The organism is Streptomyces longisporoflavus, from assembly GCF_014649775.1.
Taxonomy (GTDB): domain Bacteria; phylum Actinomycetota; class Actinomycetes; order Streptomycetales; family Streptomycetaceae; genus Streptomyces; species Streptomyces longisporoflavus.
Window position 1 is genome coordinate 1 of sequence record NZ_BMTR01000064.1, and the last position, 13108, is coordinate 13108.

The following is a 13108-nucleotide window of genomic DNA, read 5'->3' on the forward strand; positions in this document are numbered from 1 at the left end:
GCGCCAGACCGCTTCCGCGAGCTCCCTGCGGCGGAGTTCGGGGTCGATGACTTTAGGCATGGACTTTTTATAGCACGGCCGTGCTACATTCTTTGTGGCACGGTCGTGCTACTTAAGATGCGGAGGCCCACACGCAGCTCACCCGCTCCACCCGCCCGAAGACGCGCCGCGCTCGCGACCCGGCGTCACACCTGCGGGCATCTACATGCCCGACAGTCCCGAACCACCCAGGTACGAGGAGACGACACATGAGCACCGAGCAGACCACGGCGGCCAACGGCTTCAGCTACGAGCTGACTCGAACACTGGACGCCCCCGTGGCGAAGGCGTGGCGGGCCTGGACGACGCCCGAGCAGTACGCTCAGTGGTCCCACGCAGCTGACGGCTCAGTCGAGATGGATGTACGTCCCGGAGGAGCGTGGAAAGCCACGATGGTCACCCCCGACGGCGGACAGTTCCCGCTGACCGGCTCCTACGTCGAGGTTGCCGAAAAGCGCCGTCTGGTGGTCGGCATGGACGTCCCCGGCAAGCCCATGCCCGCGACCATGACCGTGGAATTCGACGAGCAGGACGCCCACCACACGCAGATCGCCCTCCGCCAGACATGCGACACCGAGGAGGAACGCAACATGGCCGAGCAGGGCAGCATCATGCTCCTCGACAGCCTGAGCGCGTTCCTGGTCGAAACGGCGAAAGACTGAGACCTCTCGCTCACCAGCGGACCGTGCACATGGCACGAACGGCGGGGCAGGCGACATCCACGGCCTGCCCCGCTCGCCTGAGATGCGATCAGTAGCGCGGTCACGCCGAGACTCCGGCTGACATGAACGCCCGGTGTCGAAACCCCTCCGGGTGGTTGATGGCCCTTCGGCGGCCAGAGGGAATCGAGTGGTGAACCGATGCTGAAGAAGGTCTTCGACAGTGCGGAACTGCAGATGGGGGACCGTGTGGATGCTTGGCACGAGAGCGTCGCCCGCGCCATGGTGCCCTTCGTCATGAGTATCGACCAGCCAGCCGGATTCCGAGCCTCGCTGCGGGTCGAGGACCTGGGAGCCGCGCAGGTAAACGCCGTCACCTACTCCTCGTTGCGGACGCAGCGGACCCCGAAGCTGATCCGGCGTTGCGACCCGGAGCAGTACGCCGTGGCCCTCACACTGCGAGGACGACCGATGATGGACCAGGCGGGACGGCAGACCGAGCCCGGCGTGGGCAACCTGATGATGTACTCCACGTCCTGGCCCTACGACGGCCGGGCCGACGCCGACGACGGCACGTCCGCGTCTATCGTGGCCCAACTCCCCCGTGCGCTCCTGCCCTTCGCCGCCCGCGAGGTCGACCGGCTGCTCGCGACCCGATTACCCGGTCGCGAAGGGACCGGTGCCCTCCTCGCACTGTGCCTCACCCACCTGGCCACCGACACCAGCATGCAGCGTCCCGGGGACTCCCTTCGGCTGGGCACAGTGCTGCTCGACCTGATCACCGCATTCCTCGCCCACCACCTGCAGGCAGAGACCGCCGTCCCGCACGAATCACGCCAGCGCATCCTGCTCCTGCAGATAAAAGAATTCATCCACCGCCACCTCAACGACCCGGATCTGACCCCGCAGGTCGTCGCCGCCGCCCACCACGTCTCACTGCGCCAGGTGTACAAGCTGTTCGAAGGGCAAGGCCAGCCCATCGCCGCCTGGATCAAACACCAGCGTCTGGAGCGCTGCCGCCGCGATCTCATCGATCCCTGGCTGCACTCAAGCCCCGTTCATGCCATCGCCGCCCGCTGGGGCTTCATGAACAACGCCCACTTCTCCCGCGCCTTCCGCGCCGCCTACGGCCTACCCCCCAGGGACTACCGCGCCCTGGCACTGCACGCACCTTCCGTGCCAGGACCGTCAACGGCGGAGCACGGGCAGTCAACGACAACCTGAGAACGCGGCGCCAAGCTGAGAACTGCTCGCACTCGCGGCCCAGTTGCCTCTGATCGCCGTGCCGACAGGGCGAGGCAAACTGCAAGACGAGCGTTGCTCGGTGCGGTTGGATCGCAAGCCGAACCACAAGAGCAGCCAACTTCCATAACAGCAATCAGCAGGGGGATACATGCGCGTCATCAAGAAAATCGCGGCGGTAGCAGCAGGTGCTGCCGCGCTTGTCTGCATGGCAGCCGCACCGAGCTTCGCGGCCACGCCGACCGACATCCACATTCAGAGTGCAACGCCAACCGGCGTGCACATCATGGCCGATATCCTGTGCTGCTGAGGCCCTGACACCGATCCGCGCGCCCAGCCTGGGCGCCGCGCCCGCCAGGCGGCGGCCGCGACAGCGAGTTGCCGCCCGTCCACCCCGAGTACCGGGGTGGACGGTTCGCGGATACCCGCCAGTGCCCTCTCCTGGCGAGTGTGTGTTCATGCGAGTGGAATCAGCCGAGTGGAATCAGTTGACGAAAGCCCAGAGCTCTCACTTCGTCCCACCCCACTGGACTCACGGCAGTCATAGCGGGCGGCGCCGACCGCGACAGGCCAAGGACGGCGCAGCAGGGATTCAGCAGCGGTGCTTGTCCGCCAGCGAAACGTATAGCGGGCGGGTGGCAGCGGGCCCGGTCCCTGACACTGTGGGCGACGGCCGTGGCCGGAAGCTGAGCTCCCCAGCGCCCTGCCCTCGCCGTAGCCTGGCCGTCTGGGGCGGCGATGAAGGTGCAAGCCGTCAGCGGTACACGACAAAGCCGCTTTACACCGCCTGAGGAGACGATCACCCGGGGGCGGCTGCCGGGCTCCTGTTGCTACAGCCGCCTGGCAAAATCGCGGCATGACCACCACTCCGCAACGCCCGTTCGATGTCACCGCAGTCTTTCCTCAACTGGCGCCGCTGGCACGCACGGCGACCCGGCTTCATCCCCGGCCCGGGGCTCCCTCACCGCAGGACAGTTCCATCGGCGGACCGCTGCTCTGGCCCGTCGGCGAGCCGTGGCCGCACTGCGACGGACCTCATGTGGTGGACGGCATGAACCCGGCCCTGTCTCCGGCGGATGTCAGACTGGAGCGCCGGATCCGCGCCGCCTCGCGCGACAGGAGCCTGACCACGCAGGAACGAGAAGCCCTTGAGCGAATCCGCCCCCCGCGGGAGTTTCCGCTGACGGCAGAGGTCCGGCCATACAACGGTTCCATAGCGATGCTGCCGGTCGCGCAACTGTACGCACGGGACGTACCCGATCTGCACGCGCCTGAAGGAGCAGACCTGCTCCAAGTCCTGTGGTGTCCCTTCGACCACCCCATCATGCCCAGGACCGTGCTGTTCTGGCGGTCGGCAGCCACGGTTTCCCACATCCTCGCAACACCCCCCGAACCCCCCGCGGTGCAGTTCGACGGCTACCTCCCCGAGCCGTGCCTGCTCAACCCAGAGCAGGTGACCGAATACCCCGATCACCTCGAGGTGAGCAAGGTACTCCAGGAGCAGCTCGCAACCTGGAGCATGTGGCAGGCAGCCGGCACGGACCTGGACAACGGCTACGCGTCGTTCCCACAAGAGTTCTACGACAGCGAGTTGGCCGGCGCTCCCGGTTGGAAAGTCGGCGGCTGGCCTCGCTGGGGGGCAACCGACCCCGCCCCGCGTCTCTGCCCTGCCTGCGGCAGCGACATGGATGCCCTGCTGACCATCGCCACGTTCGAGTATTCCAGCGGCAGCAGCTGGCGCCCGGACGAAGCCGGCGAGGACCGAGAACTCATCAGCGGCCACATCCCCGCCCCCACCCGCATCGGCTTCCCCGCTACCAACCCTGCTCCCAGGCAGCCGACGGCCGTCCAGATCGGCAGCGGCTATGACCAGCAGCTCTACCTGTGCCCAACGGACCCGCAACACCCCCACTTCGAGCTGATGCACTAGGTCGTTTCTGATGGCTCTTGGTCGGTGGGTGGATCAGCTTTTGGTCTGGGCAGGCGTCGGGCATGGTGCGGCGACATGAACTGACGGATGCGCAGTGGCGGGCGATCGAGCCCTTGCTGCCGGCCAACGGCCGGCCTGGTGGGCAGTGGTCCGATCACCGGACGGTGGTGAACGGGGTGCTGTTCCGGGCCCGTACCGGGGTGCCCTGGCCGGACCTGCCGGAGCGCTACGGGCCCTGGCAGACCGTCCATGAACGGCATCGCCGCTGGTCGGCGGACGGCACCTGGCAGCGGATCCTGGCCGAGCTGCAGATCGAGGCCGATGCCGGTGATCCCGACGGCACCCTGGTCCGCGAGCCGGAGCGGGAGTGGGCGGTGAACATCGACTCCACCTCCTGCCGGGCTCATCAGCACGCGGCCGGGGCCCGGCACCGGCCGCCGCCCGACTTCCCCGGAAATGGGGCGGGGCGCGTGTGGAGGCCGATGGGCGGGAGACCCTGGGACGCTCGCGAGGCGGGGTGACCACCAAGGTCCATCTGCTGGCCGACGACCGGGCCCGACCGCTGACCTGGCTCACCTCGCCGGGCCAGCGGGGCGACAGCCCCATGCTCCTGCCGGTGCTGAAGACGCTGCGCATTCCTCGCCGCGGGCCCGGCCGCCCACGCCACCGCCCCGACCGGGTGCGGGGCGACAAGGCGTACTCCAGCCGCGACAACCGCGCCTACCTGCGCCGCCGGGGCATCAAAGCGACCATCGCCGAACCGGACGACCAGCGGGCCAACCGCCGCAAACGTGGCCGGGCCGGCGGTCGCCCACCCGCATTCGACAGGGCCCAGTACCGACGGCGCAGCGCGGTCGAGCGCTGCGTCAGCAAGTGGAAACAGTTCCGGGCAGTGGCCAGCCGCTACGACAAACGGGACTACATCTTCAACGGCACCCTCACCATCACCGCCATCGTCATCTGGCTCCGCGACACCGTCCAAGAGCCATCAGAAACGACCTAGCTAGCTGGCCTTGCGTCTGGAGCGGCGGCAGCGCCACCGGCCCGACCAGCCATAGACCTCAGGCTCACCCCAACGGCCGGGCTAGTTTCCGTGACTGGTGGGATGCGGTGCCCGCCCCTGAGGAAAGCCTTCGAGCAGAACGTGTGGGCCGATAAAAGCAATGGAGTCGGGATCGCCTGAGGTCCACACCGCATCACAAGCCGAGCCGCAGAATCTGCCGAAGAGACCGTCGGTGCAGCACCCGCACACCGGACAGGGCTCCGTGTCGTAGTACATGACCGCATCTTCTCCCCCCTGTCGATCGCTTGCAGAGCCCTTCTTCGCGCCTTCCGTGCATGTCTTGAGGCGGTGTCGATGCGCGGCTCAGCCGGCCCCCGCACCTGCGGCCTCTCCCGCCGGGACCCAAAGTCTGGGGCAGCAGGAATTCGAAGATGAGTTCCCCGGATGCTGGGGTCCCCAGCCTGTGCGTGGGGGGTGGGTATGAGGGTAGGCGCGGACCATCGAACGTGGACTCAGGCAAGAATGTGGTGGAACGATGGTCCGCAAGGGCGAAGCTCACCGGCCCTTTGATACGGCGATCTTGTCCGGTGAGGTGTTCAAGGGAAGTGAGCCGGTATCAGCTGCCCGCGATACCGCTCGCGAGTTCCTGACCAGAGTTCAAGCCGTGCACGGCATACCGGTCTCCCCGCGGGCGATGGACATGGTGCAACTGGTGGTGAGTGAGCTGGTCACCAACGCCTACAAGTACGCGCCCGGGCCATACCTGCTGGATCTGGTGGTCGACGGCGGTGGTGGTGTGGAGATCTGTGTGTGGGACGCGGAACCGAGGCTGCCGACGGTCCACCCCCCGGATGTGGGAGGGTGGGCCAGCACGGCCTGGAGATCGTCACGCGCGCGTGCCGGAGCCTGGAGATGCGGCGGGCGCCGGTCGGCAAGCGGGTCACCGCCGTGGTCACGCTCGCCGACGATGCGCCCGGGCATCCGGCCGGCAGCGCGATGTGACCCCGCTTGGTCGTTGAGCGCTGCCCGAGGTCTGTGGGGCGCGAAGCTTTCATCGACCGCCCCACCGACCTGCCCGAGGGGCTCCGGCTCGCGGTTCACCCGAGATGGCCGCTTTTGGGTGGTGCGGGCGGCCTCCCCGGGGGGTAGGCCTGGCACGCGGACAGCATCAACCTGGCCTGGACCCCGCCGGGTTGTCGTGGCGAGTCCGCCGGTACCGGTGAAGGGCGAGCGGGACGGGCCAAGCGCGAACCGCCGCCTTCACCGCTCCGGGGCGGGAGATGTGCGGGAGATGGACGGAACCGAAGATGCGCGCGGTCGGGGCGGTCTGCGACGGTCAGGCCCGCGGCAAGAGCACGGGTGCGCCGCACGACGAGGCGTAGCGCCGCGTTTTCGGCGGAGCTGAGGCATGAGCTACGAGGTCGCCTGGCAGCCTGAGGCCCCGGCTCAAGCTGAGCAGCCTGCCCACGACGATCCCCCGAGAGGGCCCGTCAGATCTTCACCGCCGTCGCACCGCCTCCCGGGAGCGGGAGGCCTTGCGGGAGACACCGAGAGGAAGTGTCCCGCAAGGCGTTCAGAAACCCTGCCGGGGCGGATGGGAGCTCTCAGCCCCCCGGCCACGGCCGCTGCCCGCACCGCGGCGAGAACACAACCCGCGGCAACCGCCAGTATCGCCACCCGCGCCCACCACCGCCCCCGCGACACGGGCACCCGCTCCGGATAACTGTGATCACCGCCTTCGCCGGCCCAGCACGGTCCTCTTCCTGTTGCGGCGGGTGCTGCACGCCCGCCCATGCGCAGGTGAGCCGGCCATCAGCCAGTACGCGCCCAGCAGTCCGGCCGGGAACAGCGGGACGAGAGAGGCGGTCAACTGCCGTCTTGCTCCATGCTCGCACCAACGCAGGCCCGCACAGCGGAGAAACGTTTGCGTCGACCCTGCCGCCCGCCCTCACCGGCCCCGGGGAAGTTCGCCGCAAGACTTGACCAAGGGCACACTCCGGCGCATCAAGGCCATAGTGGGCATCGGCGTGAGGGCACCCGCACCGGGCGGCATCTGATGTTGCCGCACTCCCGTGCGCGTCGAAGCGGCGCCGCGCTGTGCCCGCCCTACGATCAGCGACTGTGGCACACACCTTCGAAGAGCTCGTCGAGATGCAGCGCGCAGCCGACGCCGCGTATGCCCGGGCCCAGCAGCTACGCGATCAGTACGGCCCGCCGGCCGACCACCCGTGGTCCCAACACCAGTCACACACCTACGAGACGGCCTGGCGTGCGGCGCGCGCCCTGGACCGCGACGCCTACACCGCCGTCACCGCCTACGCCCAGGCCCACGGCGCAGCCCGCCAGGACACCGAAACCCGGGTCAAGAAGGCCGCCGAGCCCCCCCGGGTAGGCGCTCGGCGGATATCTCGCCCCCCGTCACCGAAGGCCGCACACAGCCCGCACACGAGCGGGGCCGCTCGGCCCCAGGCGGGCTCGCCACTGCGGTTGCGGATGGTCCGGCCGGTCTTCATCGGCGCTTCCCCCCAACGCAACTTTGGCGGTGCCCAGGTGGAGGTGGGCATAAAGGGCGTCCGCGCAAGCCGGGGCCGAGTCCGAATGCCCCGGCACCCGCTTCGAGGAACTGCGGTGACCAGTACCAAAGGTGGTGGTGCACCAGCCGAGCAGGTCTTGGAGGAGGGGAACCAGCGGTCGGTCGCGCGCGATGACGCGGGTGCGCTGGCCCGGGCGGCCGGCTCCCGACGGGCCAGGTTGTGGGAAACACCGCCTTCGGAGGGCCGGCCGGGTGTTGTTTCAGACGGCGAAGAGCAGGCTGGCGCTGAGGAGAACTGCCACGGCGATGGCGAAGCGGAGCCCGAAGGCGACGGTCCCGGTGCCGCCGTGACGCAGCACGATGAGGGTGTCGCCGAGCGGCGCCAGGGCGACTACCTGCATGAAGCAGGCTTCGGCGCGAGCGGTGGAAAAAGCGCGGAGATGCCGAAGACGGCGTCCCGAACTCCCTTGACTGTGAGGTAGGCCGGGTCGCCGTTGCGGGCGGCGGGTAGCCGTACCCGGCGGCGGCTGCCCGGGGCTGGTGCAGGAAGCGGCCCCCGACGAACAGCACCGGCAGTCGAGGATGGTCGCCACGGCGTAGGCGGTGGCGGTCATGCCAGCTCCGGTCTGGTTCCGCGCCGTGTCAGTACGAGCAGGCTGAGGCCGAACATCAGGACTCCCAGCGGCAGATGGACCGAGGGAACGTGTGCGACGCCGAGGACGACCTGGACGGAGGCGAGGGCGAGGAAGCCGGTGGCGTGCCAAACGGGCCGGAGTGAGCCGCCGCCCGGTTTCCACGCGAGTACGGCGGCGAGCAGGTAGAGCATCGACGCGCCGTACATCACCTGGGCTCCGATGCTGTGCATCGTCGCGCCGTGAGCGGAGGTCAGCAGCCATCCGGCGGAGACGGCCTGAAGGAAGAGGGTCGCCGTCTGCAGGGCGATCGCTATCTGCAGGAAGGAGGAGGTGCGCGCGGCGCGCGGCGCGCGCGTGGTCACTTCGGCGCTCATGTCACGCTCTCTCTGTCTCTCTTGGCCACGAGGGAGTAGCGGCGCTCTCCCGCCGGCCTGCGGCTGCCCGGCTGCGAGAGGGTGCCTTCCGCGGTACGTCGGCTCGTAACCGAGGCGAGCGGCGACGGTCCCGAGCCGGGCCGGGGCCGGGTGCGGCGGTTTGGTCAGTGCAGGAAGTCGAGCAGTCGTTCGTTCAGTTCGTCGGGTGCGGTTGACGGCAGGGAGTGGTGGGTGGCCCCGGGAAGGATGTGCACCTCGGCCTGGGGAAGCTTCCGGCGGGCCCAGGCCGCGGCTTTGGCGGCGTGGAGGGCGCGGCTGTGCTCGGCGAGCAGGACCAGGACCGGCATGTGCAGGCCGGTGGTACGGGGGCGGCGTCCGGTGATGATCTTGCGGTCGGGGGCCGTGGCAGCCGACGCATAGAGGCGCTGCCAGGTCTCATCCAGCGGGGCCCCGCCCGTTTCCCAGGACAGGAAGGCGCGGGCGCGGTCCTGGCTGGGGCGGATGAGGGTGGGCAGGGCGTGCAGCAGATAGTGGGGGCGCAGGCCGGTGAAGACCCGGGTGGGGTCGATGAGGGCGAGGCGGTTAATGCGCTGCGGTGCGTGCAGTGCGTAGGCGGAGGCCATCCAGGCGCCGTAGGAGTGGCCGCACAGGTGCGTGCGGGCGAGTCCGAGGTTGTCCAGGAGGGCGTCCAGCCAGGCCATCAGGTCGGCGGTGTGCTTCAGTACGGCGCCCTGGCGTCGGGTGCGGCCGGCGTCTCCCAGCAGATCGACGGCGTACACCCGGTAGCGCTCCCCGAGGGCGGGGGCGTTGGCGAACCAGACCAGGCCGGTGGCCGAGCCACCGGGCAGCAGTACCAGGGGGCGGCCGTCGGCGGGACCGTATGCGTACACCCGGGCGGGGCCGTACGAAGTGGCGACATCTCGTGCCTCGGTCCCGGCCGGCCACCGGGCGCGCAGTTCGTCATAAGCCTCGTCGAAAGCAGATTCCGACACAGACATCCCCCTCGCTCAACAATATTCTCGCTCAACGAGATAATATGCACGAAACCCAGGGAGCGTGCGTGAACAACGACCAAAGCCCGGCCATGAACCTGGTCCACCTGCTGCGGGCGGTGACCGTCGAATTCGACCTGCTCGGCGCCGAGTTCGCCGCCCGCCACGGGCTGCACCCCACCGACGTGCGTGCACTGATCCACCTGCTGGACGCCCAACGGCAGAGCACCCTCGCCACACCCGGCTGGCTGGGCGAGCAACTGCGCCTCAACTCGGCCGGAACCACCGCCCTCATCGACCGCCTGGAGCGACTCGGACTGATCCGGCGCGGCCGGGACACGGCCGACCGGCGCCGCGTCCTGCTCACCGTGCAGGACAAGGCACAGGAACTCGGCTGGGCCTTCTTCGGGCCGGTGATCAGCGAAGTGACCGGCGTCGCCGACAAGTTCAGCGCGGGCGAAGTGGAAACGGTGCGTCGATTCCTGACAGCAGTTCTTCAGTCCACCCGGCACGCACGCTGAGCAGACCACCCCGCCGCCAGGTGCTGCCGACTCACCGCCATGACGCGGAGCACGGGACGCAGCGGCGGTGCCGGATACCCGCAGCACGCGCCCGCCGGACCTGCGTGGGGGCTCTTCCGCAGACTTCGCCCCTTGTTCCCGCCCGACTGGCCGGACCACCCGCCCTGTGGCTTCGCGTCCGACTCGCGCGATGTCCGGCCGGCTGGGCCGTCTTGTGCGGCGAGTACGCCAACCAGGTTCTGGGGCTGCCTAGGTGCACGGCCAGCCCACGGTCCCGTCCCCTTCGGTATGCGCTCGGTGCTCCCGCATGCTGCCGAGCCCGTGGGACCTGTCACCTACGGAGCCGGGCAGATCGCGATTCTGCGAGGACCCCTCGCCGACCTCGTAATGCTGCTGGTTCTGCCGCTTCATCTCACGGCGCAGACGGGGGCGTGTTCGCCCGTGGTCGCGAACGCGATGATCTGCTGCGCGACGACCCGGATTTGGCGTTCGCGTGCATCGACACCGTGCGGATGGCCTCGCACGCCGCGTCCGGGCCCAATCCCCCTGACCCACAGACCAGTTGGGCGGCAGAAGGTAGAGCGGCAGACGTGGTTAGCCGGAGCTGAGGGCACCGCCTGGACTCTGCCCCTTGCCCCTGCCCCCGCTCCAACAACTCCTGTGGTCTACGTGGCGATGACTCAGCACGACTACCGTAACATGAAGACGCCACTTCAGTTTCAGGAAGTAGCGGGCTAGGGTCAGCTCCGTGGATGTTCTACGGCCGCATGGAGGGGCGATGACACCGCTCAAGATCGGCTATCTGTTGCCGACGCACGATCAGACGGTTCGGGCAGAGCCGAGCTGGGGGCCTCATCGCTCAAGCCCGCCGAGCGTCTCGACCGCGACTCCGTGCGGGCCGGCGACAGACCGGTCGCCCGGCTACGAGCGGACCACCTGCTGCTCCTGGCCGCCGTGGCGCAGGCCACCGAACGGTGCACGCTCGGCACCGGCAGTGCCGCTGCCTGCCATCCGCCACCCAATCCTTCTCGCACATCAACTGGCCACCCCCGACCGGCTCTCCCAAGGGCGTTGGGTCACTGGATTGGGCGGCGGTTTCCCGAACCCGGCCACACGGGCCCAGTTCGCACCCCTCGGCACCCCCTCCGCCGACCGCGCCAGCCGCCCGGCGGAGTCGGCCGAGGTCATGCGGCAGCTCTGGTACCGGCGGAGCGGTGGCTCACCGCGGCCAGCCACCTTCGACGACGTACGCCTCGCGCCCCCGCCGACCTGCCCGCAAGGCCCGCCGATCTGGCTGGCCGGAGGCGGCGGACCCGCACTGCGCTGCGTGACACGCCTGGCCGGCGGCTGGCTTCCCTACCCGCCCGCTGTGGCGACGTACGAGGCGGAACTGCGCACCATCGAACAGTACGAGCCTGCCCGCCCGGCCACTCCTGCCCTGTACGCGACGCTCTGCCTGGACAAAGACCCGGAGCTGCCCGCCACCTTCGGCGGAGCAACATCGCGGCCTACTACAGCATTCCACCGAGACGCCTCCCCGCGAACCAGTGCCTCTTCGCCGGCACCGCCCGCCAGGCCGCCGACCGCCTCGCGCGCTACGTCCGGGCCGGCGCCCGGCAGCTGGTAATCCGCCTGATCACCGACGAACACGAGGCGACTCTGGAGGAGTTCGCCGACCAACTGCTGCCCATGCTGCTTGAGGAGAACCGATGACCACCACATACGTACTCGTCCACGGCGCCTGGCACGGCCCCTGGGCCTGGGATCGACTCGTCCCCGCCCTGCACGCCGCCGGCGCCCGGACGCTCACCCCCGACCTCTCCACCGGCGAGGACCACGGGCTCCACGACCATGCCGAGATCGTCACCGCGGTCCTCGACTCCGTCCCCCGGGACGACGAACTCGTCCTGGTCGGCCACAGCTACGCCGGACTGGTCGTCCGGGAGGCGGCGGACGCAGCGCGCCGCACCGTCGACCACATCGTCCTCGTGGACGGCTGGGCGGGGCCCGACGGCGTGAGCCTGTTCTCCCTCGCCCCGAAGTCCCTCGTCGCCGCGGTAAGCGCGGCCGCAGCCGCCTCCCCCGACGGGCGTCTGGCACCGCCACCCCCGCCGGCCGCCTACGGCATCGTCGACGCCGCCGACGCCGACTGGCTCGCACCGCGCCTGGTGCCGCAACCGCTGCGCACACTGACCGAGGCCACCCGGCTGAGCGGACGCGTCGACCAGATCCCCGGCACGGCCGTCCACTGTCGCCCCTCGACCTTCCCGTTCGACCGCTTCGGTGCGGAACTCGGCTACCAAAGCCGTGCCCTGGACGGCCCGCACGACATCATGCTGACTGATCCGGAGTCCCTCGCCCGGCTGCTGCTGGAGCTCCGCCAGTACGCGGATCCTGCACTGCAGGAACAGGAAGCACTGAGTCTAGAGTGAAGGCGTGGAGCAGCGAACGTACAACCAGTACTGCGCGACCGCGCGCACCCTCGACCTCGTCGGCGAGCGCTGGACGCTGCTGCTGATCCGTGAACTGCTTACCGGGCCCAAGCGGTACGGCGACCTCCAGACCAGCCTGCGCGGCCTGGGCACCGGGTTGCTCGCCACCCGGTTGAAGCACCTCGAACGAGAGGGCCTCGCCCGGAAGATCACCCTTCCGCCGCCCGCCCGCACCCCCGCCTACGCCCTCACCGAGGCTGGCCAGGAACTCGGTCCCGCCATCCTGGCACTGGCGCGCTGGGGCCTCAAGTGGGCCATGGGCGAGCGGCGCGAGACGGAGACCTTCCACCCCGGCTGGGCCGTGCTCGGCCTCCGCGCCTGCTTCGATCCAAAGGCTGCGGGCGGGCTCCGCGCGGTGTACGAGTTCCGCGTCGACGACGAGGTCTTTCACGCCCGGATCGACGATGGAACGGTCGAGGTGCTGCACGGACCCGCCCAGCACCCCGACGTGACGCTCGCGATGAGCGAGGAGGTGTTTGTCGGCGTGACCTCTTTGAGCCGGACCCTGCCCCAGGCGATCGCGGCTGGTGCCGCCACGGCGACAGGTGATGCCGAGGCGCTGCGCAGGCTGAACGGACTCTTCCGGCTGCCTTCTCCCCAATCCCGCTCCGCGAACTGACGTCGCCGCCGGCTGGAACCGCAGTTCCGGACGCTTGCCGCAGCGCTCGTCCTCGAACGTGACCACCGC

General features: G+C 69.4%; 13 protein-coding genes. 10 read left to right on the plus strand and 3 right to left on the minus strand.

The window, feature by feature from the left end; all coding sequences use genetic code 11:
• Window positions 1-248 precede the first annotated feature (248 nt).
• The 6 genes from IE226_RS42645 (at window position 249) to IE226_RS45170 (ending at window position 5875) form a co-directional block, all read left to right on the plus strand.
• Window positions 249-701 (plus strand): SRPBCC domain-containing protein, encoded by a 453-nt coding sequence (locus tag IE226_RS42645; protein WP_190086922.1) that lies wholly within the window; start codon window positions 249-251, stop codon window positions 699-701.
• Window positions 702-899: 198 nt separating this feature from the next.
• Entirely contained in the window at window positions 900-1922 is a 1023-nt protein-coding gene (locus IE226_RS42650) for an AraC-like ligand-binding domain-containing protein (RefSeq protein WP_190086923.1), read from the plus strand.
• A 169-nt stretch (window positions 1923-2091) separates the two neighbouring features.
• The gene (locus IE226_RS42655; RefSeq protein WP_190086924.1) at window positions 2092-2250 is read left to right on the plus strand and encodes a hypothetical protein; all 159 of its coding nucleotides are present in this window, start codon (window positions 2092-2094) and stop codon (window positions 2248-2250) included.
• Window positions 2251-2796: 546 nt separating this feature from the next.
• Complete coding sequence (locus IE226_RS42660; RefSeq protein WP_190086925.1) at window positions 2797-3870, plus strand: hypothetical protein; 1074 nt, start codon at window positions 2797-2799, stop codon at window positions 3868-3870.
• A 65-nt stretch (window positions 3871-3935) separates the two neighbouring features.
• A protein-coding gene (locus IE226_RS42665) for an IS5 family transposase (RefSeq protein ID WP_373307119.1) occupies window positions 3936-4873 on the plus strand; the annotation gives its coding sequence in 2 pieces (ribosomal slippage) (window positions 3936-4305 and window positions 4305-4873; 939 coding nt in all).
• Window positions 4874-5734: 861 nt separating this feature from the next.
• Window positions 5735-5875: a hypothetical protein gene (locus IE226_RS45170; protein WP_308429605.1), complete on the plus strand. Its 141-nt coding sequence runs from the start codon at window positions 5735-5737 to the stop codon at window positions 5873-5875.
• Window positions 5876-7666: 1791 nt separating this feature from the next.
• On the opposite strand, the gene IE226_RS45380 is transcribed toward IE226_RS45170, so the two are convergent.
• The 3 genes from IE226_RS45380 to IE226_RS42685 form a co-directional block, all read right to left on the minus strand.
• The gene (locus IE226_RS45380) at window positions 7667-7807 is read right to left on the minus strand and encodes a hypothetical protein (protein ID WP_373307118.1); all 141 of its coding nucleotides are present in this window, start codon (window positions 7805-7807) and stop codon (window positions 7667-7669) included.
• Window positions 7808-8016: 209 nt separating this feature from the next.
• Entirely contained in the window at window positions 8017-8415 is a 399-nt protein-coding gene (locus IE226_RS42680; protein WP_190086926.1) for a hypothetical protein, read from the minus strand.
• Window positions 8416-8579: 164 nt separating this feature from the next.
• Entirely contained in the window at window positions 8580-9413 is an 834-nt protein-coding gene (locus IE226_RS42685) for an alpha/beta fold hydrolase (RefSeq protein ID WP_190086927.1), read from the minus strand.
• An 86-nt stretch (window positions 9414-9499) separates the two neighbouring features.
• On the opposite strand from IE226_RS42685, the gene IE226_RS42690 reads away from it, so the two are divergent.
• The 4 genes from IE226_RS42690 (at window position 9500) to IE226_RS42705 (ending at window position 13039) form a co-directional block, all read left to right on the plus strand.
• A complete protein-coding gene (locus IE226_RS42690) occupies window positions 9500-9928 on the plus strand; it encodes a MarR family winged helix-turn-helix transcriptional regulator (protein WP_190086931.1) in 429 nt (142 codons plus the stop codon).
• 778 nt (window positions 9929-10706) lie between these two features.
• Window positions 10707-11555 carry an LLM class flavin-dependent oxidoreductase gene (locus IE226_RS42695; RefSeq protein ID WP_229871954.1) on the plus strand — a complete coding sequence of 283 codons (849 nt, stop codon included), beginning with the start codon at window positions 10707-10709 and terminating at the stop codon, window positions 11553-11555.
• 82 nt (window positions 11556-11637) lie between these two features.
• On the plus strand, window positions 11638-12360 hold the full coding sequence (locus IE226_RS42700) for an esterase/lipase family protein (protein WP_190086928.1): 723 nt from the start codon (window positions 11638-11640) through the stop codon (window positions 12358-12360).
• Between the two features lie 4 nt (window positions 12361-12364).
• Window positions 12365-13039 (plus strand): winged helix-turn-helix transcriptional regulator, encoded by a 675-nt coding sequence (locus tag IE226_RS42705; RefSeq protein WP_190086929.1) that lies wholly within the window; start codon window positions 12365-12367, stop codon window positions 13037-13039.
• Window positions 13040-13108: the final 69 nt, after the last annotated feature.

What these genes read in the sequence shown, in the direction of transcription:
- IE226_RS42645 (WP_190086922.1), top strand. Translation starts at nt 249, where the DNA reads ATGAGCACCGAGCAGACCACGGCGGCCAACGGCTTCAGCTACGAGCTG.
- IE226_RS42650 (WP_190086923.1), top strand. Translation starts at nt 900, where the DNA reads ATGCTGAAGAAGGTCTTCGACAGTGCGGAACTGCAGATGGGGGACCGT.
- IE226_RS42655 (WP_190086924.1), top strand. Translation starts at nt 2,092, where the DNA reads ATGCGCGTCATCAAGAAAATCGCGGCGGTAGCAGCAGGTGCTGCCGCG.
- IE226_RS42660 (WP_190086925.1), top strand. Translation starts at nt 2,797, where the DNA reads ATGACCACCACTCCGCAACGCCCGTTCGATGTCACCGCAGTCTTTCCT.
- IE226_RS45380 (WP_373307118.1), bottom strand. Translation starts at nt 7,807, where the DNA reads ATGCAGGTAGTCGCCCTGGCGCCGCTCGGCGACACCCTCATCGTGCTG.
- IE226_RS42680 (WP_190086926.1), bottom strand. Translation starts at nt 8,415, where the DNA reads ATGAGCGCCGAAGTGACCACGCGCGCGCCGCGCGCCGCGCGCACCTCC.
- IE226_RS42685 (WP_190086927.1), bottom strand. Translation starts at nt 9,413, where the DNA reads ATGTCTGTGTCGGAATCTGCTTTCGACGAGGCTTATGACGAACTGCGC.
- IE226_RS42690 (WP_190086931.1), top strand. Translation starts at nt 9,500, where the DNA reads ATGAACCTGGTCCACCTGCTGCGGGCGGTGACCGTCGAATTCGACCTG.
- IE226_RS42695 (WP_229871954.1), top strand. Translation starts at nt 10,707, where the DNA reads ATGACACCGCTCAAGATCGGCTATCTGTTGCCGACGCACGATCAGACG.
- IE226_RS42700 (WP_190086928.1), top strand. Translation starts at nt 11,638, where the DNA reads ATGACCACCACATACGTACTCGTCCACGGCGCCTGGCACGGCCCCTGG.